Source organism: Paenibacillus sp. LjRoot56 (assembly GCF_964253335.1).
In the GTDB taxonomy this organism is placed as follows: Bacteria; Bacillota; Bacilli; order Paenibacillales; family NBRC-103111; genus Paenibacillus_E; species Paenibacillus_E allorhizoplanae.
Window position 1 is genome coordinate 177,459 of sequence record NZ_CAXURV020000007.1, and the last position, 18,362, is coordinate 195,820.

The 18,362-nt window shown below is 49.3% G+C and carries 20 protein-coding genes; 4 read left to right on the plus strand and 16 right to left on the minus strand.

Annotated features, from left to right (window positions below):
- Positions 1-132 precede the first annotated feature (132 nt).
- On the plus strand, positions 133-597 hold the full coding sequence (locus ACSQ8O_RS35345) for a ferritin-like domain-containing protein (RefSeq protein WP_436245529.1): 465 nt from the start codon (positions 133-135) through the stop codon (positions 595-597).
- 75 nt (positions 598-672) lie between these two features.
- Positions 673-1,044 (plus strand): DUF2512 family protein, encoded by a 372-nt coding sequence (locus ACSQ8O_RS35350; RefSeq protein ID WP_436233905.1) that lies wholly within the window; start codon positions 673-675, stop codon positions 1,042-1,044.
- Positions 1,045-1,094: 50 nt separating this feature from the next.
- On the opposite strand, the gene ACSQ8O_RS35355 is transcribed toward ACSQ8O_RS35350, so the two are convergent.
- Positions 1,095-1,484, minus strand: coding sequence for a rhodanese-like domain-containing protein (locus tag ACSQ8O_RS35355; RefSeq protein WP_436245530.1), 390 nt, complete (start codon positions 1,482-1,484; stop codon positions 1,095-1,097).
- A gap of 25 nt (positions 1,485-1,509) precedes the next feature.
- Positions 1,510-1,770, minus strand: coding sequence for a metal-sensitive transcriptional regulator (locus ACSQ8O_RS35360; RefSeq protein ID WP_056612786.1), 261 nt, complete (start codon positions 1,768-1,770; stop codon positions 1,510-1,512).
- A 160-nt stretch (positions 1,771-1,930) separates the two neighbouring features.
- On the opposite strand from ACSQ8O_RS35360, the gene ACSQ8O_RS35365 reads away from it, so the two are divergent.
- Complete coding sequence (locus ACSQ8O_RS35365) at positions 1,931-2,344, plus strand: thiol-disulfide oxidoreductase DCC family protein (protein WP_436245531.1); 414 nt, start codon at positions 1,931-1,933, stop codon at positions 2,342-2,344.
- 72 nt (positions 2,345-2,416) lie between these two features.
- On the opposite strand, the gene ACSQ8O_RS35370 is transcribed toward ACSQ8O_RS35365, so the two are convergent.
- Entirely contained in the window at positions 2,417-3,214 is a 798-nt protein-coding gene (locus ACSQ8O_RS35370) for a DODA-type extradiol aromatic ring-opening family dioxygenase (RefSeq protein ID WP_436245532.1), read from the minus strand.
- A 91-nt stretch (positions 3,215-3,305) separates the two neighbouring features.
- Positions 3,306-4,223 (minus strand): N-acetylmuramoyl-L-alanine amidase family protein, encoded by a 918-nt coding sequence (locus ACSQ8O_RS35375; RefSeq protein ID WP_436245533.1) that lies wholly within the window; start codon positions 4,221-4,223, stop codon positions 3,306-3,308.
- A gap of 94 nt (positions 4,224-4,317) precedes the next feature.
- Here ACSQ8O_RS35375 and ACSQ8O_RS35380 point away from each other — a divergent pair, with 94 nt between their 5' ends.
- Positions 4,318-4,446, plus strand: coding sequence for a hypothetical protein (locus tag ACSQ8O_RS35380; RefSeq protein WP_436245534.1), 129 nt, complete (start codon positions 4,318-4,320; stop codon positions 4,444-4,446).
- A 305-nt stretch (positions 4,447-4,751) separates the two neighbouring features.
- On the opposite strand, the gene purD is transcribed toward ACSQ8O_RS35380, so the two are convergent.
- The 12 genes from purD to purE form a co-directional block, all read right to left on the minus strand.
- Entirely contained in the window at positions 4,752-6,017 is a 1,266-nt protein-coding gene (gene purD, locus ACSQ8O_RS35385; protein ID WP_436245535.1) for a phosphoribosylamine--glycine ligase, read from the minus strand.
- A gap of 68 nt (positions 6,018-6,085) precedes the next feature.
- Positions 6,086-7,633, minus strand: a complete 1,548-nt coding sequence (gene purH, locus ACSQ8O_RS35390) for a bifunctional phosphoribosylaminoimidazolecarboxamide formyltransferase/IMP cyclohydrolase (RefSeq protein WP_436245536.1) — start codon at positions 7,631-7,633, stop codon at positions 6,086-6,088.
- 306 nt (positions 7,634-7,939) lie between these two features.
- Complete coding sequence (gene purN / locus ACSQ8O_RS35395) at positions 7,940-8,551, minus strand: phosphoribosylglycinamide formyltransferase (protein ID WP_436245537.1); 612 nt, start codon at positions 8,549-8,551, stop codon at positions 7,940-7,942.
- The gene (gene purM / locus ACSQ8O_RS35400) at positions 8,551-9,591 is read right to left on the minus strand and encodes a phosphoribosylformylglycinamidine cyclo-ligase (RefSeq protein ID WP_436245538.1); all 1,041 of its coding nucleotides are present in this window, start codon (positions 9,589-9,591) and stop codon (positions 8,551-8,553) included. Before purM ends, purN begins: the two co-directional genes overlap by 1 nt.
- A gap of 104 nt (positions 9,592-9,695) precedes the next feature.
- Entirely contained in the window at positions 9,696-11,228 is a 1,533-nt protein-coding gene (gene purF, locus ACSQ8O_RS35405; protein WP_436245539.1) for an amidophosphoribosyltransferase, read from the minus strand.
- Positions 11,213-13,456, minus strand: a complete 2,244-nt coding sequence (gene purL / locus ACSQ8O_RS35410; protein ID WP_436245540.1) for a phosphoribosylformylglycinamidine synthase subunit PurL — start codon at positions 13,454-13,456, stop codon at positions 11,213-11,215. Before purL ends, purF begins: the two co-directional genes overlap by 16 nt.
- The gene (gene purQ / locus ACSQ8O_RS35415; protein WP_056612769.1) at positions 13,434-14,129 is read right to left on the minus strand and encodes a phosphoribosylformylglycinamidine synthase subunit PurQ; all 696 of its coding nucleotides are present in this window, start codon (positions 14,127-14,129) and stop codon (positions 13,434-13,436) included. Before purQ ends, purL begins: the two co-directional genes overlap by 23 nt.
- A 36-nt stretch (positions 14,130-14,165) precedes the next feature.
- Positions 14,166-14,405: a phosphoribosylformylglycinamidine synthase subunit PurS gene (purS, locus tag ACSQ8O_RS35420; protein WP_436245541.1), complete on the minus strand. Its 240-nt coding sequence runs from the start codon at positions 14,403-14,405 to the stop codon at positions 14,166-14,168.
- Between the two features lie 26 nt (positions 14,406-14,431).
- Entirely contained in the window at positions 14,432-15,313 is an 882-nt protein-coding gene (locus ACSQ8O_RS35425) for a phosphoribosylaminoimidazolesuccinocarboxamide synthase (RefSeq protein WP_236291784.1), read from the minus strand.
- Positions 15,314-15,377: 64 nt separating this feature from the next.
- Positions 15,378-16,673, minus strand: coding sequence for an adenylosuccinate lyase (gene purB / locus ACSQ8O_RS35430; protein WP_436245542.1), 1,296 nt, complete (start codon positions 16,671-16,673; stop codon positions 15,378-15,380).
- Positions 16,674-16,699: 26 nt separating this feature from the next.
- A complete protein-coding gene (gene purK / locus ACSQ8O_RS35435; RefSeq protein WP_436245543.1) occupies positions 16,700-17,872 on the minus strand; it encodes a 5-(carboxyamino)imidazole ribonucleotide synthase in 1,173 nt (390 codons plus the stop codon).
- Positions 17,869-18,354, minus strand: a complete 486-nt coding sequence (gene purE / locus ACSQ8O_RS35440; protein WP_436245544.1) for a 5-(carboxyamino)imidazole ribonucleotide mutase — start codon at positions 18,352-18,354, stop codon at positions 17,869-17,871. The genes purK and purE overlap by 4 nt, the downstream gene beginning before the upstream one ends.
- Positions 18,355-18,362: the final 8 nt, after the last annotated feature.

The window sequence follows — 18,362 nt, forward strand, 5'->3', positions numbered from 1 at the left end:
TTGGGGTATGTGTATACTATAATAAAAATTTTGCTTTTCGTCAACCCCTTCTATACCAATCCCCAAACTATTGAACTCCTTTAGGCTTTCACACATATGCTGAGCTAAAAGCCTAGTCATGGAGGAGCATTTATGTATTGGACATATCCGTATGATTATCGCAACACCTTTCAACCTGTGTGGAACGTAGGATATCAGCAAGCCCTAGAATTAATCAAAGCCGCGGTGCAAGATGAGCAGAACGATGAATTATTCTATGATCAACTGATCAAGCTCGCACCTACCCCTGAACAAGCCGCAATCATTACATCCATACGTGATGATGAACGCAGTCATAACGCCATGTTTCGCAGCATGTATCGAGAGTTGACCGGTCATGATGTTTATGGGGTTAGCGATGAGCAGTACCAGCCTGTACGCACGTATTCAGAAGGGATTCAAAAGGCCCTTCAAGGCGAACTATCAGCGGTAGAGAAATATCGTAAAATCTGGTTCGGGCTCCCTTATGGCATCTATAAGGATACAGTCTTTGGTATTATCCTTGATGAGCTCAAGCATGCAAGTAAATATAATTATTTGTTTACTTTGAATCGCTAGAACAAGCATAGTTCAAGCATGCAGAAGCCATATTAAGATCAGTACTGCATACCTTGAATGAAAGAAGGCGAGACCATGTTGGCCATGTTAGGGAAGTTGCTCTTAAAACTTTTGATAAATGGCATCATCATAGTTCCCATCTTGATGTACCTTACAGATGCTACATTTATGGGGGCACTTTCTGCTACGTATACGTTTTCCCTCCTTACCTACGTCGTTGTTGATCAACTGTTTTTAAGACTTACGAATAACATGGCTGCTGTACTGGCCGATATGTTATTAACTTATGCCTACTTCTGGCTCGTGGAAAGGCACTTCTACGATTGGTCCCTAACTTTTACGGATATGACGATCGTAGCTCTTGCTTATGGTGTGATGGAGTTCTTCCTCCATGCTTATTTTCAAAAGGACAAAGGTCGAATCGGTCGGCATAGCTTCCATGAATAATCATGACGCGCAAAAAAAGTCATTGGCCGGAGGGCTAATGACTTTTTTACTTATTGCGTTTGCTTACCATTCCAGGACATGATACCGCCCTTCAGATGAGACAACTCGTTAAAACCATGCTTCCGTAGAAGCTTCGCGGCTTGCTTGCTTCTCATGCCACTTCGGCAGTAAAGATAGACTGGTCGATCCTTAGGAATCTCGGCCAATCTTCTCCCTATAGTCGACAAAGGGATATTAACCGCTCCCGGGATATATCCTTGCTTCACTTCACCAGGCTCACGCACATCGATCAGTACATGCTTATGGTTGTCCTTTGTTAAAGCCTCTTGAAATTGTTCGGACGACAGATTGTGCAGCCCTTTGACCCCTGCAAAACGTGAGTAGAAGAACCAAACAATAAAACCTAGCGCAACGAGATTGAAAATCATATTACTATCCATGACCTGCCTCTTTTCTTAAACACCATTAACGGCTTTTAACTAACAATTCTACAGCCTGCTTGACCAGCTTACTTGTGTCTCTACCCGCTTCTTTTTCCTCCATAATGCAATTCTCCAAATTGACAGCAACAACGGTGGCAATCGTTTTATCAGCAGCACTGCGAACAGCAGAGATTTGGCTTACGACATCTTTACAATCCTGTTCTTCTTCCATCATCCGTAAAATCCCACGAATCTGGCCTTCCATACGCTTTAAACGCTTCTTCACATCATCATCGTATTTCATAGACACCCTTCCTTCCCTATACCTGTATAGGTATATTATTGTCCATATTACGCATAAAAACAATATGAAATCTTTGAGAAAGAGCCAGTGTTGCTATATAGTGACACCAACGTATAATAGAGATGGTTACATTCAAAATGTGCAGCCAAAAGGAGGCACCATGTCGAATCTCACTCCTCATTCATCTATCATTTTGTTCGACGGGGTATGCCTGCTCTGCAGTAGCAGCGTGCAATTCATCCTGCGAAACGACCCGAAGGGCGTGTTTCACTTCGCTTCTCTTCAGTCGGAGACAGGACAACGACTGCTCGCCGAGCACAAGCTGCCGCTAGATCGACTCAGCACCATTGTGCTGATCGAAGGCAATCGCGCTTATACGCGCAGCTCAGCCGCATTGCGTATAGCTCGGCGCTTGCGAGGCGCTTGGCCGCTCGCCTACGCGGCGATCGTGATCCCAGCTCCGATCCGCAATCTCGGATACAACTTCATCGCACGCAACCGCTATCGCTGGTTCGGCAAGACCGAGCATTGTATGCTACCGAAGCCGGAGCATAAGGGGCGGTTTCTGGATTGAGTCGGCCTCATACCATCAACCCTAACGACAAAAAAACCTGCAACATTCGCAGGTCCTCGAACAACAACGAGCCTAAGTCTCTTGCTTGCGCAAACGTAGACTACCGAACATCCAGCAGCATAGGCTCAGGCTGCCCATCTGAAAGCTATGATGCAGCAGCTTCGCGTTCCGTGTAGCATCTCCTGCTCCCATCGCGACTAGCAATGGCGCAAAATGCTCCGGCGTCGGCACCGCCTCCCGCGCATGCGGCGCGCGTTCGTCGTAGCGAATCAGCGCCTCCAAATTCCACGTTTCTAGCTGCTCCGCTAGCCATTCATCGAACTCCACAGCCCATAGCTGCGGCACTGGATTGTTATAATCCAGCTTTCGTAGATTGTGAACCGTTCCGCCACTGCCAATGATCAGCACTTGCTCCTCCCGCAGGGAGCCTAGCGAAGCACCAATTCGGTAATGCTCCTCAGGTGTTAACCGTGGGTTAACCGAAAGTGTCACAACCGGGATCTGTGCATTGGGATACATAATGGAGAGCGGCGCCCATGCTCCGTGGTCCAAGCCTCGCCTGTCATTCAGCTCACAGCGTATACCCTCTTGCTGAAACAACTGCTGGATATGGAGGCTTAAGGTAAGATCCCCTTTGGCCGGATAGTTAATGTCATAAAGTTCTTCCGAGAATCCGGAGAAATCGTACATCATCTCCGGCTCGACGGCCGAGCTGATCTTCTGCACAGCGCTTTCCCAATGCGCACTGAACACAACGATAGCTTTAGGTTTTGGAAGCGACATCGCAAGTCTTTGCAAAAACTCCGTATACGCATGCTGCTCAATCGCCAAATTCGGTGAGCCATGCGCAATAAAAAATGCAGGCAGCACAGCAGCACCCCCTCCCACAAACTAATCAGTGCCAATTATCTACATTATTCTCGAATCTGTGAAAATAAAACCACACTGCGCTCCGTCTTCCTCACTTACTGTTCACAAACTGCTCTATCCCATCTGCAATACCCATGGCAAGCTTCTGTTGATACGCCGCTTCCGACATAAGCTCGTCCTCTTCGGGATTCGTCATGAACCCGATCTCAACGAGTGCGACGGGTACCTTCGACCAGTTGAAGCCGCTCAGATCGTCTCGCGCCGATAGGCCACGTCCCTTCTGACCAGTTGCTTGCTGCAAGCCAGTTAGGAGAAAACCTGCAGCCTGCTTACTGTCAGCGGCGATAGGCTTAACTGCTGGTTGCGCAGCTGACGGATACAGAACCGAAAATCCCTTCGTACTTGCCGAGGCGTCACCATCTGCATGAATCCGTACAACCAGCGCTGCTCCCACCTCATTCGCCATATCCGCACGCTGCTTGTTGCTGATATCCACATCATGCGTTTCACGTGTCATCGCAACGTTGATCCCCCGATGGGCTAGCTCATCTTTAAGCAGCATGGACACCTCCAGATTTAACACATACTCTGGTTTCTTTGTGCGTACCCCAACTGTGCCGGAACTGACCTTGGCCTTCGTTTCCCGCGTATCTGGCCCGACTTGCTCAGGCGTGTTATTACCGACCCGTTGATGTCCGGGGTCAATCATCACAAGCTTATTACTCTTAGGAACGCTCGGCAACGTGGTTGGAGCCGCCTTCTTCGTTGGTGTTGGCTTCGTTTCTAGCGTTGCGACAGGTGTTGGAGCCGCTGTTGGCGAGGGCGAGGGCGAAGGCGTAGGTGCCGCCTGCACCTCTGAGGGCGCAGCCGTTGCCTGCGGCGAAGCACTCAGCACGGCCTCCGTTGTAGGCAACGCCACAGGTACTGGTTGTTTATCTCCACAACCAGCCAACACACCAAACAGCGATATGATCGCGGAGAATAGTAGCATTCTTCTTTTATAAACCATCAGCAATTCCCCTTCTTCTCTATGCTCTGTATAAAAACAGCCGCCATTCGCGAAACTAAACCTACCATGCTTCTCCACTATTGGGAGGTTCGTTATGCAAGCACTTTGGGATTATTTCACTGATCACTGGCTGTCCATTTCATTAATTGTTCTTGCCTTTTTGGCGTGTTTTTTCGTCTACAAGAACAGGAGTAAATATATTCGTGGCTGGGATAAAAAGTAGATGGATAACCTACAGTTAATTCTCCGCCATCCCTCTTATTATCGGACTTAGATGGAAAATCTACAGCTATTTCTGATCTTTTTCCCCATAGTTGGCTGAAATCCTCCAATTAGCTGGAGGAAATCCATCTAATCGCCTAGATTGCAAGAATCGCACCAAATTAGCTGTATGAAATCCAGTTATTCCGCCGCCCACCACAAACTCACACATACAAAAAAACACAGCCCTCACGCGCACGCCCCCAATCGGGTATTCGCTTCTAAGAGGACTGTGTTTTTATGTTGTCTTGCCGCCGTTCCTACAACCTATCTCAATGCTTTCATCGCAATATCCGTCCGGTAATGCTTACCTTCGAAATGGATCCGATCCGCATCCGCATAAGCCTTCTGACGAGCTTCTACGATATCTTTGCCAAGGCCTGTGATCCCTAGCACACGTCCGCCATTCGTGACGATTTGTCCGTTCTCATCAACTGCCGTACCCGCGTGGAACACAAGGGCATCCTGCACTTGATCTAAGCCAGTAATCGGCAATCCCTTCGGATAAGGACCAGGGTAGCCTGGTGAAGCAACAATCACACATACTGCGGCTTGTTCGCTCCACTCGATCGGCTGCTCAGCCAACGTGCCGTTATTGATCGCTAGGAAAATATCCAGCAAATCCGTTTTCAATCGCGGCAAAATCACTTGCGTCTCCGGATCACCGAAGCGTGCGTTGAACTCAATTGTTTTCACACCGTTAGGCGTCAAAATCAGACCCGCATACAGCACGCCTTTGAACGGACGGCCTTCTGCCACCATCGCATCAGCCGTAGGCTGAACGATGTTCACGAGTGCTTCCTGCACGATGGACTCAGGAATATGTGGAAGTGGGGAGTATGTTCCCATTCCGCCTGTGTTCGGTCCTTTATCGTTATCAAAAACCGGCTTATGATCCTGTGAAGGTACCATCAAACGCACAGTCGAACCATCAACGAATGCCAGTAAGGACATTTCTTGTCCTGTCAGGAACTCCTCGATCACGACGCTTGCGCCTGCCGATGCCCCAAAAACCTGCCCAACCATGATGTCTTTCAGCGCAGCTTCTGCTTCTTCCATCGTTTGCGCAACCGTAACGCCTTTACCAGCGGCTAAGCCATCTGCTTTGATAACGATTGGCGCTGTTTGCGAGCGCAAGTAAGCCAGTGCCGGCTCATACGCGTCAAAAGACTCGTAAGCCGCCGTAGGGATGCTGTATTTTTTGAGCAGCTGCTTCATGAACACTTTGCTGCCTTCAATAATCGCTGCGTTGGCGCGAGGGCCGAATGCGGCGATGCCTTTTGACTCCAAATGATCAACCAATCCTGCCGCTAACGGATCATCAGGCGCGACCATAACCAAGTCAATCGCTTGCTCCTTGGCAAATGTGCTGATCTCGTCGAATTGAAGCTCAATGATCGGCACGCATTCCGCTAAGCCCGCAATTCCGCCATTTCCTGGTGCGCAGAACAGTTTGCTGATTTTCGGGCTTTTGCTTAGTGCCCATACAATGGCATGCTCGCGTCCGCCACGTCCAATAACTAATACACGCATTTCTAGGAATCCCCTCTCATGGGGAATGCCCACGGTCCACTTACGAATCGTGAGCATTCTCAATTGTTTTAGTGTTTAAAGTGACGAACGCCAGTCATAACCATCGCAATACCGTTTTCGTTGGCAACGCGAATGGATTCTTCGTCTTTGATGGAGCCGCCTGGCTGGATCACCGCAGTGATGCCTGCTTTTGCTGCCATTTCGAGCGTATCGCCCATCGGGAAGAACGCATCGGACGAAAGGACGGAGCCTTTCGACTTGTCGCCAGCTTGCTCGATCGCGATTTTCGCAGCGCCAACACGGTTCATTTGACCCGCGCCTACGCCAACTGTCATATCATCAGCCACAAGTACGATGGCGTTAGATTTAACGTGCTTAACAACTTTCCATGCGAAAAGCAATTGCTTCATCTCTTCCGCTGTCGGTTGACGCTCGGAAACGACTTTCAGATCTGCTTCTGTCAGTTGGTAAGCGTCACTAGCTTGTACCAGCATGCCGCCTTCAACTGTTGTGATGACTGGCTGGGACTCGCGTCCAGCAATTGTATCCAAACCGGCTACTTTCAGTAGGCGGATGTTTTTCTTTTTAGCCAGAATCTCAAGTGCTTCTGGTGTAAAATCTGGCGCGATGACGATCTCCAAGAAGATCTCATGCAGCAATTGTGCTGTCGCTTCGTCGATCGCACGGTTCGCAGCAACGATTCCACCAAAGATGGACGTTGGATCTGCATTGTAGGCTTTCGTGTAAGCTTCAAGCACATTCGTACCGATACCTACACCGCAAGGGTTCATGTGCTTAACTGCAACAACTGCAGGCTCGCTGAACTCTTTGACGATTTGAAGAGCTGTGTTCGCATCATTAATATTGTTGTACGATAATTCCTTACCGTGTAATTGTTCAGCCGTTGTGATGTTGCCAGCAGCTGCATTCGGCGTGCGGTAGAACGCTGCGCTTTGGTGCGGGTTCTCGCCGTAGCGAAGCTCCTGCATTTTCTCATACGTTACTGTGTAACGCTCTGGGTAAGGCTCGCCTTGGAGGCCAGTCAAATAGTCGCCAATCAAAGCATCGTAAGCGCCAGTGTGACGGAACACTTTTGCCGCAAGACGTTTACGTGTCTCTAGCGTAGTGTCGCCTGTCTCTTGCACTTCTTCCAACACTTTCGCATAGTCCGTCGTGTCGACGATTACGGAAACGAAAGCATGGTTTTTCGCTGCGGAACGAAGCATGGTAGGTCCACCGATATCGATGTTCTCGATTGCATCTTCGTAAGTCACGTCAGGCTTCGCAATCGTCTCTGCAAAAGGATACAAATTCACGACAACCAGATCAATGTACTCCAAGCCTAGTTCTTTCATGCTTGCTTGGTGCTCTGCGTTGTCACGAACAGCCAGAAGTCCGCCATGTACGTTCGGGTGAAGTGTTTTCACACGGCCGTCCATGATTTCCGGGAATCCTGTAACCTCCGAAATACCGATAACCGGTACCCCTTTATCCTTTAACAAACTAAGCGTACCACCTGTAGAAATGATCTCAACGCCCAGCTTTGACAGCTCGCTCGCGAATTCAACGATGCCCGTTTTATCGAAAACGGAGATCAGTGCTCTTTTGATTGCCACTATGCTTCCTCCTTAGGGAATGGGATTGTATGTGAATGAGTACTTAGTGATGTTAAACATCACTACTGCGGATATATTTCGCGGGAAGCCATGCGTTAGTGATGAAGATCATCACTAACACACCTATTACACCAACTTTCGGGGCATAATCGGCTCCGTAACGTTATCAAACATCACTAAAGCAGCTTTTTCTCGCTCCACGCCTCATATAGTGATGAAAATCATCTCTAAAGTGCGCCAAGCCCCAATTCTGAATAAAATAAATAAGTGCCACACACGCACATAAGCGCGTGCTAATCTCAAATCCTACTTCCGCACGCTAACCCTGCGGCCGTCCAAGCTCACGCGGCCCTCGCGCAGCCACCGCACAACCTGCGGCAGCAGCACGTGCTCAGCCGCATGGATTCGCTCCGTGAGCGAATCGGCTGTCTCGTGCTCGTGGATCTCCACGGCACGCTGCGCAATGATCGGGCCGGAGTCCAGCCCGCCATCGACAAAATGCACCGTGACGCCTGTCTGCTTCACGCCATACTCAACCGCCTGTTCCACAGCGCGCACGCCAGGGAACGAAGGCAACAAAGATGGATGAATGTTAATCATCCGCCCGAAGTAAGGCTCAACCAGTACATTCGTAATAATCCGCATGTACCCTGCCATCACGACCAGATCGACCTGGCGATCCTGCAGCTCTTTCAAGATCAGCGTTTCATACGCCTCGCGGCTTTCGTATTCCTTCGGGTTGAAGGCAAACACAGGCACCTTCGCTTCCTTCGCGCGCTCAACAACGAACGCCTGTGGGCGATCACAGACAAGAAGCTCGATGCTGACATCAAGCTTCCCCTTCTGTACCTGATCCACAATAGCCTGGAAATTCGAGCCGCTGCCTGAAGCCATAACCGCAATGCGATAAGGCTGCATTAGACGTCAGCTCCTTGGAACGTAACTACACGCTCGCCTTCGGTCACAACACCTAAACGGTATGCTTTTTCGCCTTGTGCTTCCGCTGCAGCAATGGCTTTCTCTGCATCGTCAGCTGCTACAATGACAACCATCCCGATTCCCATGTTGAACGTGCGGAACATATCATTGTTCGTGATGTTACCTACACGCTGCATCAAGGAGAAAATCGGAAGGATCGGCCATGATCCGTATTGGATATCCACGTTCACGCCATCTGGCAGAACGCGCGGGATATTTTCGATGAAACCGCCGCCTGTGATATGCGCCATACCTTTGATCGCTACGTCTTCCAACATAGCTAGAACTGGCTTCACATACAGCTTCGTTGGCTCAAGCAACACGTTACCAAGCTTGTCGCCAAGCTCATCTACATGCCCTTGAAGGGTATAACCGTTATCTTCTAGCAAAAGCTTACGCACAAGCGAGAACCCGTTACTGTGCACACCGCTTGAAGCTAGTCCTAGCACGACATCTCCAGGACGGATCGTTGTTCCGTCGATGATCTTTTTCTTGTCGACGATTCCAACCGTAAAGCCGGCAATGTCATACTCCCCTTGTGCATACATGCCCGGCATTTCCGCCGTTTCGCCACCGATTAGTGAGCAACCAGATTGCGCACAACCGTCAGCGATCCCTTTAATAATCGCTTCAATTTTCTCTGGAATGACTTTGTCACAAGCGAGATAGTCGAGGAAGAACAATGGCTCTGCGCCTTGAACGATAATATCATTCACACACATCGCAACCGCGTCGATCCCAATCGTATCATGCTTGTCCATGGCAAAAGCAATCTTCAGCTTCGTGCCCACGCCGTCCGTACCCGATACGAGTACAGGCTCCTCATACTTGTCTTTGTTCAAGCTGAACAGCCCGCCGAAGCCACCGAGATCTGTTAACACTTCAGGACGGAATGTCCGTTTAACGTGCTTTTTCATCCGTTCTACTGCTTCGTTCCCCGCCGCGATATCGACGCCAGCCTTTTTATAAGCATCCGACACTGACCAACACTCCTTAGTTTGTCTATATATGGGGGAGGTCGTTAGACCCCCGTTTTCTCTCTTTTGCCTAAATCCGTGACTCAACTCTGCCACGTATTCAGTTTTTAATCACAAGCACAACCGACCTTCGTCACATCAACGATTTCTGTTGGATAGCTGTTATCGAAGCAAGCCGTACAATATCCGCTTTCTTTACCCGATGGACCTTGTCCGATCGAATCTAACAGCCCCTCCTTCGTTAGAAAATGAAGGGAATCCGCGTTGATCGCCTTGCGAATCTCTTCGATCGAATTCATCGCCGCGATGAGCTCTTTGCGGTCCGGTGTATCAATCCCGTAGTAACAAGGGTTCATAAAAGGCGGTGAAGAAATCCGCACATGAACCTCTGTTGCTCCCGCTTCACGAAGCAGGTTGACGATGCGTAAGGACGTTGTCCCACGAACGATGGAGTCATCGATCATCACGACACGCTTGCCTTCGACCACCTTGCGAACGGCGCTCAGCTTCATTTTAACACCTTGCTCACGAAGCTCTTGGCTTGGAATGATGAACGTCCGGCCTGTGTAGCGGTTCTTGATCAGACCCAGCTCGTAAGGAATCCCGGTTTGTTCCGCAAAGCCAATCGCAGCCGAAATACTGGAATCCGGCACGCCTGTCACCACATCCGCATCCACGAAAGCTTCCATCGCCAGACGTTTACCCATCCGTTTACGAGCGGAATGAATATTCACCGTGTCAATGTCGCTGTCAGGACGAGCGAAGTAAATGTATTCCATTGCACAAATCGCGCGCTTGCCGCCCTCTGTATATTGCTCTGAACGGAAGCCATCACGATCGATTACGATGATTTCTCCGGGCTGTACATCTCGGAAATAGGTTGCCCCTACAGCATCGAACGCACAGCTCTCCGACGCGAATAAGTAAGCATCACCGAGACGGCCGATCATGAAAGGACGCAAGCCGTTCGGGTCAAGCGCTGCAATCAGCTTATCCTTCGTCGTAATGAGGAAAGCGAAGCCGCCGATGACTTGTTTCATCGCATCCTTAACCGCATCAACGATATCATCATGCTCTGAACGAGCAATCAGATGCGCCATAACCTCGGTATCACTCGTCGTTTGGAAAATGGAGCCCTTACGCTCCAACTCACGCTTGATAATATTTGCATTATCCAGGTTCCCATTCGTCGCAATCGCCAGGTCGCCTTCGCGATATTTAAAAACAAGCGGCTGCGCATTTGCCAGCTTGCTCTCGCCTGCTGTTGAATAACGAACATGAGCGACAGCTGTTGAGCCCGTAAGAGGATGCAAATTATCATTCGTAAATACTTCTTTTGCAAGTCCCATACCGCGATAATAATTAAATTTGCCTTCGTCCACCGTACAAATGCCGGCACTTTCCTGTCCACGATGCTGAAGGGCATGCAGCCCGTAATAGCACAATGAGGAAGCGTCGGGATGACCATACACCCCGAACACCCCGCACTCTTCATTCAGCTTATCGAACAATCCGCCTTGGCCGCCAATACCTTCGTTGTAATATTCTCCTGTCCAAAGCTCGTGCTGCCCATTGTCAAGTTCTACAAGTGGAGCAGCAGGAAGCTTCAGGGCCTTGGATTGTTTTACGCCATTAGACATGGAATCGCATCCTTCCAGACTTTCGCCAGCTCGCTTACAGGAGACTGGAGACGCTGTTCGTCATTGATTTTCACAGTGAGGTAAGAACCTGTTACTTTTCCGATTTCTTGATATGGTACGCCTTGGGAAGCGATCCAATGCTTAAGTGCATCGGCTTTTTCTGGTGTAGCACTCAGCACGATACGGGATTGTGTTTCACTGAACAAAGCGAAATCCGGACGAAGATCAGAAGCAACATTAACTTCTGCGCCGATGTTTCCGCTGATACAGCTTTCTGCAAGTGCTACAGCCAATCCGCCTTCAGACAAGTCATGCGCAGAAGCAACAAGACCTTCTTGAATCGCTTTGAGTACTGCGTTTTGCAGGCGTTTCTCCGTAGCCAAGTCCAACTCAGGAGGACGGCCTTCGGTTACACCGTGAATCACATATTGGAATTCGCTGCCGCCGAGCTCAGCTTTCGTCTCGCCTAGCAGGATAATGATGTCGCCTTCGTTTTTGAAGTTCTGTGTCGTGATGTGGTCAATGTCATGAACAAGTCCAACCATCCCGATAACAGGTGTAGGGTAGATCGCGCCTTTGGAGTTCTCGTTGTAAAGAGAAACGTTACCGCCGATAACCGGCGTATCCAAGAAGCGGCAAGCTTCTGCCATACCATCTGTGGATTTCTCCAACTGCCAGAAGATTTCTGGCTTGTCTGGGGAACCGAAGTTCAGGTTGTCCGTCACAGCAAGCGGCTCAGCACCGGAACAAACAACGTTACGTGCTGCTTCGGATACTGCTATACGTCCGCCCACTTCTGGATCCAAGTATACGTAGCGTCCGTTACAATCCGTAGTCATCGCAAGACCTTTGCGCGTGCCGCGGATCGTTACAACTGCTGCGTCCGAACCTGGACGCACTGCTGTTTCTGTACGAACCATGTAGTCATACTGGTTGTAAACCCACTCTTTGCTCGCTACCGTCGGGGACGCGAGCACGGATTTCAGCGCTTCCGTCAACTTCGTTACCTCTGGGTAACGTGTTGTATCGATCGCTGCGCTTGCTTCGTAATAAGCCGGCACTTTGCTTGGCTTATTGTAAACCGGGCACTCGTCAACGAGTGCGCCTACAGGCATGTTCGCCACGACTTCACCGTGGTGGATTAGCTTCAAGAAACCGTCGTCAGTAACCTTACCGACTTTCGCACAGTGCAAGCCCCAACGTTCGAAGATGCCCTTCGCTTGCGCCTCATCCTTTGGTTCAACAACGAATAGCATACGCTCTTGGGACTCAGACAACATCATTTCATACGCTGTCATGCCTTCTTCGCGTTGTGGAACTTCATCCAGGTACAGCTCCATGCCGTTACCTGCTTTACTTGCCATCTCAGCTGAGGAACATGTAAGTCCTGCTGCGCCCATATCTTGAATTCCAAGCACGATGCCGGAATCGATTAACTCTAAGCAAGCTTCTAGAACTAGCTTTTCCATGAACGGATCGCCAACTTGTACCGCTGGACGCTTCGCTTCGGATTCAGCTGTCAGCTCTTCGGATGCGAATGTCGCACCGTGGATACCGTCGCGGCCTGTTGCTGGGCCGACGTAGAAGACTGGGTTGCCAACACCTTTGGCAACACCGCGTTGGATCATGTCGTGGTCGATTAGACCTACGCACATTGCGTTAACAAGAGGATTCCCCTCGTAGCTCTCGTCGAACATCACTTCGCCGCCAACTGTCGGAATCCCGATACAGTTACCGTATCCAGCGATACCGGAGACAACGTGCTCGAACAAGTATTTCACACGGTCGTTTTCCAATTTACCGAAACGCAAGGAGTTCAATAGTGCAACTGGGCGTGCACCCATGGAGAAAATATCACGAATAATACCGCCCACACCTGTCGCCGCGCCTTGGTAAGGCTCGATTGCGGAAGGGTGGTTATGACTTTCAATTTTGAAAACAACCGCTTGGTTGTCCCCGATATCTACAATCCCTGCACCTTCACCAGGTCCCATAAGAACGCGAGGTCCTGTTACTGGGAATTTACGAAGAACAGGTTTGGAATTTTTGTAAGAACAGTGCTCGGACCACATTACGCTGAATACGCCGATTTCTACATAGTTCGGAGTACGTCCAAGGAAACCACAAATCTTAGCAAACTCCTCGTCGGTTACACCCATTTGCTTGTAAATCTTCTGTTCCGCGATTTGTTCCGGAGATGGTTCCTTAGCGGATAGCTGCTGCGTCATGTTTTTCCCTCCAAGCACTTAGAATTGATGTGAACATTTTCTTACCGTCTGCGGAGCCAAGAATCTCATGAATGGCACGCTCTGGATGGGGCATCATACCCACAACGTTCCCTGCTTTGTTGCTGATTCCTGCGATATCATCAAGTGATCCGTTCGGATTGTTGCCCGCTTCATAACGGAACACGATTTGGTTATTTTCTTGTAATTCTTTAAGCGTAGCATCGTCACAGTAGTAGTTGCCTTCACCGTGAGCGATCGGAATGTTGATCAATTCACCTTCGGCATAATCACGTGTGAACGCAGTTGTGTTGTTTTCAACCTTCAGAACTGCTTGGTGACAGCGGAATTTCATGCCGTTATTGCGCAGCAATGCGCCTGGCAATAAGCGAGCTTCCGTCAACACTTGGAATCCGTTACAAATACCTAGAATGTATTTGCCTTCTTCCGCAGCCTTCACGACAGCTTTCATCACGTTCGTAAACTGAGCAATCGCTCCACAACGCAGGTAATCCCCGTAAGAGAATCCTCCTGGTACTAGGATGCAATCGTATTTGGACAAGTCGCCGTCCGTATGCCACACATAGTCAACTGGTTGACCAATTGTATCTTCAATCGCTTTGTACAAGTCGATATCGCAATTCGATCCCGGGAACACAAGAACCGCAAAATTCATGGTTTTTCCTCCTAAAAGTTGTGCTTTAATGGTCTATTACACCAATTCGTAACGGTAGTCTTCGATAACTGTGTTTGCAAGCAATTTCTCGCACATTGCTTTTACGCGTGCTTCTGCTTCTGCTTTGTCCGTTGTACCTAGTTCAAGCTCCAAATATTTACCGATGCGCACTTTGCCAACTTCTTCGAAGCCCATGGAGTGAAGTGCTCCTTGTACTGCTGTACCTTGCACGTCCAATACGTTCTGTTTAATTGTTACATAAACTGTTGCTTTCATCGTATAATCGCTCCTCAGCGTTAATATTAGTCAACCAAGCGGTGCAAAATTTCTTTATATCGGTTCGAAGTCTCTTCCACAACAGCTGCTGGAAGCTCATCCGGTTCACTATTTTTATCCCAACCAGATCCCGCTAAATACGTGCGAACAGGCTCTTTGTCCATGGAATCGATCTCGACATCCAAGGCGTATTTATCTTGTGACCAGTAACGGGAAGAATCCGGTGTAAAGATCTCATCAATAATAATAAGTTCACCCGCATAAAAACCGAATTCAAACTTCGTATCGGCCAAAATAATTCCTTTTTGCTCGCAGATACTATGCGCCAGCGTGTACAGCATGATGCTGCGCTCTTGCAAGGCATACGTTAGATCCTCGCCAACAAGCTCGATCATTTGTTCAATGGAAATGTCCTCATCGTGACCCACATCATTTTTCGCTGCAGGCGTGAAAATCGGATCGTTCAAACGCTCGTTCTTGCGTAATCCTTCAGGCAATTTGCGGCCATTGATTTCGCCAGTACTTGCGTACTGTCTCCAGCCATTCCCCGTAATGTAGCCGCGTACCACGCACTCGATGGAGATACGCTCTGCCTTTTTCGCTACGATGATACGCTCTTTCAAAAGCTCTCGATCCTCAGCACTTGGAATAATCGCTTGAAGCTTCTCAACATCCGTGTGGATGATGTGATTCTTCATGTACCCGCTAGTAATGCCGAACCAGTACTTGCTCAAAGCATTGAGCACATACCCTTTATCTGGAACGCCAGGCTTCAAGATGTAATCAAAAGCCGAAATCCGATCCGTTACCACGATCAAAAAGCTATCGCCAAGATCATACAACTCACGTACTTTGCCTTTGTGCACCAGAGGTGCATTAATCATTTCCTCAGCTGTATCTACGATCACGCTTGCGTTTGCCACGAATTCCACACCCTTTCCCCTTCAAATCTATCTGTTCGTTCACTATCTTCTAGTTCAAACCAAGACGATCAAAGATCGTGCTTACATGTTTCAAATGCCAGCTAGGATCGAAGCAATCTGCGATTTCTTCTGGGCTTAACACCTCAGTGATAACCGATGTGTTCTCAACGATATCGCGGAAGGAGCGTTGCTCTTCCCATGCTTGCATTGCTCTCGGCTGTACCGTATCGTACGCTTGCTCACGCGCAAAGCCTTTGTCGATCAGCTTCGTCATCACGCGGCCGGAGAAAGGAACATCATACGTGCTGCGCATGTTGCGTTTCATGTTCTCTGGGAACACTGTTAGGTTCTTGATGATGTTGCCAAGACGGTTCAACATGTAGTTCAACAATTGCGTCGCATCTGGCAAAATAATACGCTCAACGGAAGAGTGCGAAATGTCGCGCTCATGCCAAAGCGTTACGTTCTCGTAAGCGGACACCATGTGTCCACGAATTACGCGGGATAGACCGGAAATGCTTTCGCAACCAATTGGGTTACGTTTGTGTGGCATTGCGGAGGAGCCTTTTTGACCTTTTGCAAACGGCTCTTCAACTTCGCGGAACTCACTCTTTTGAAGTGCGCGAATTTCCGTAGCAAATTTATCAAGAGATGTCGCTACCAAAGCAAGTGTAGCCATGTATTCAGCGTGACGGTCACGTTGCAACGTTTGTGTGGAGATTGGCGCTGCTTTCGTACCCAACTTGCCACATACATACTCTTCAACGAACGGATCGATGTTCGCGTACGTGCCAACTGCTCCAGAGATTTTACCGAATTGTACGCCATCAGCGGCAAAGCGGAAACGCTCCAGGTTACGCTTCATTTCCTCGTACCATAGCGCCATTTTCAAACCAAACGTCGTTGGCTCTGCATGTACACCATGCGTTCTACCCATCATCGCTGTATCTCTATGTTCAATCGCTTTATTGCGAAGGATTTCGATGAAGTTCTGAATGTCTTTGTCCAAAATTTCGTTCGCTTGACGCAACAAGTAACCAAGTGCTGTATCAACAACGTCTGTGGACGTTAAGCCGTAATGAACCCATTTGCGCTCAGGCCCTAGTGTTTCGGAAACTGCTCTTGTGAAGGCGATCACGTCATGGCGCGTCTCTTGCTCGATTTCATAAATACGATCGATGTTGAAGCTTGCTTTTTCGCGTAAAACTTTTACATCTTCTTTCGGAATTACACCTAGTTCAGACCAAGCTTCGCAAGAAAGAATTTCAACTTCCAGCCAAGCGTTAAATTTATTTTCTTCTGTCCAAATGCGTGCCATTTCGGGGCGTGTATAACGTTCAATCATGTTTCCGTTCCTCCAATGAGTTTCATTTACTTACTTTCCCAAATGCCTGTCTGTTCTATCCAAGTCAATGCTTTCTCAACATCGTCTGTTAAAAGGTTGATATGACCCATCTTGCGTTTCTCTTTCGCTTCCTTCTTGCCGTACAGATGAAGCTTCGCGCTGACACCTAACGCTTCATTTTCTAGGAAACCAGGTTCCGCTAGCCTATCCTGCAGCGGTGCAATGTGCTCACCTAGCAAGTTGACCATGACCACAGGTGTAATCAGTTCTGTTGAACCGAGTGGCAAATTGCAGATCGCACGTACGTGCTGCTCGAACTGTGAGGTCCGGCAAGCTTCCATCGTGTAATGCCCCGAATTATGCGGGCGTGGCGCGAGCTCATTCACATAAAGTTGACCATCCTTGGTTAGGAATAGCTCAACCGCAATGAGCCCGATCACACCGAGTGACTCCGCGATGCGAATCGCTAGTTCTTCGGCTGCCTTCTGCACGGGCACAGGTATACGTGCCGGCACGATGGATTCGTGCAGAATATTATGTACATGTATATTTTCAGCAGCAGGAAATGCCTTTACCTCGCCGCGTGGACTTCTAGCTGCAATAACGGATAATTCTTTGTCAAAATGAATGAATTGTTCGAGAACCAGCTCGGTTTTGGCGCGGCTTAACGTTTCATAAGCTTCAGTGACTTCATCTAAAGAGCGAAGCACCCACTGCCCTTTACCGTCATAACCGCCTGTAGCGGTTTTGAGTACGCATGGCGTACCGAAGCTCTCGGCTGCTTCCCGCAGCTCCGCTTCGCTTGTGATCTCTGCATAAGGCGCTACGGGAACGCCTGCCGCTTCAATCGCTCTTTTCTCGCGAAGACGGTGCTGGGTCGTGTATAAAAGATGACTGCCTTGTGGAACATAGGACTCTTCCATCAAGATGTTGGTGACGTGTGCGTCGACGTTTTCAAATTCGTAAGTGATCACATCCGATCGTGCGGCAAGTCTTCTAGCTGCCTCCACGTCGTCGAAATTCGCTTGAATCTGATCCGCGACTTGGCCGCAAGGCGCGTCCTCTGTCGGATCGAGCGTTACGAAGCGATACCCCATGTTGCGTCCGGCTAGCGTAAGCATGCGCCCTAATTGCCCGCCGCCAAGGATGCCGATTGTGCCTCCTGGCTGGATCACCTTACCGCTGGAAGTGTCACTCATAGGTTGTCACTGCTTTCTAGCACCGTTTGCGTGATACGCGCGCGGCGTGCTTTCACTCTCGCTTGAATCTCTGGGTCAAAAGCGCCCAGAATCTGCGCAGCGAGCAAGCCTGCGTTCGTAGCACCGGCATGGCCGATCGCCACCGTTGCAACTGGAATGCCGCCTGGCATTTGCACAATAGAGAGCAAAGAGTCCATACCATTCAACGTGGACGTTTTGACTGGAACACCAATAACCGGAAGCTCAGTTTTGGCTGCTACCATTCCTGGTAAATGCGCCGCACCGCCTGCTCCGGCAATAATGACTTGTAGCCCGCGTTCGATAGCCGATGCTGCATAGTCAAACATCAGATCCGGCGTTCTATGCGCGGAGACAACCTTCTTCTCATACGCTACACCCAGTTCGTCCAACATATCACAAGCATGCTTCATCGTTTCCCAATCCGACTGGCTTCCCATAATAACACCAACACGTACCGTCATCTCAAACC